Consider the following 544-nt stretch of genomic DNA (forward strand, 5'->3'; position numbering starts at 1 on the left):
CGGCCGCGAAGGCGAACGCCTGTACCGCACGGGCGATCTGGCGCGCTGGAATGCGGAGGGGGCGCTCGACTACCTGGGCCGCATCGACCATCAGGTCAAAATTCGCGGCTTCCGTATCGAACTGGGCGAGATCGAGGCGCAGCTGGCTGCGCAGGCTGGCGTGCGCGAAGCGGTGGTGACGGCGCAGGACGGCGCAGGTGGCACACGCCTGGTGGCATACGTGACGGGGCGTGCGGAAGCAGTGCTCGACGTCGCGGCCCTGCGCGAGGCACTAGCGCAAACGCTGCCCGACTACATGGTGCCAGGCGTAATCATGGTGCTGGAGGCGATGCCGCTCAATCCAAACGGAAAGGTGGACCGCAAGGCACTGCCGCAACCGGAATTCGAATCTGATGCGGAGTACGAAGTATCTGAAGGGGAAACGGAAACAACACTGGCCGCGATCTGGTGCGAGGTACTGGGCATTGCACGCGTAGGCCGTCACGACAACTTCTTCGAACTGGGCGGCGACTCGATCCTGAGCCTGCAGATCGTGGCGCGCTTG

1 protein-coding gene is annotated in these 544 nt (G+C 64.5%); it reads left to right on the forward strand.

What is annotated here, in order from left to right; all coding sequences use genetic code 11:
• Positions 1-544 (forward strand): AMP-binding enzyme (locus U5775_RS39000; protein WP_322063447.1); only part of this gene is annotated, 544 nt, incomplete at both ends.

It is taken from the genome of Paraburkholderia sp. J63 (genome assembly GCF_905220245.1).
In the GTDB taxonomy this organism is placed as follows: Bacteria; Pseudomonadota; Gammaproteobacteria; order Burkholderiales; family Burkholderiaceae; genus Paraburkholderia.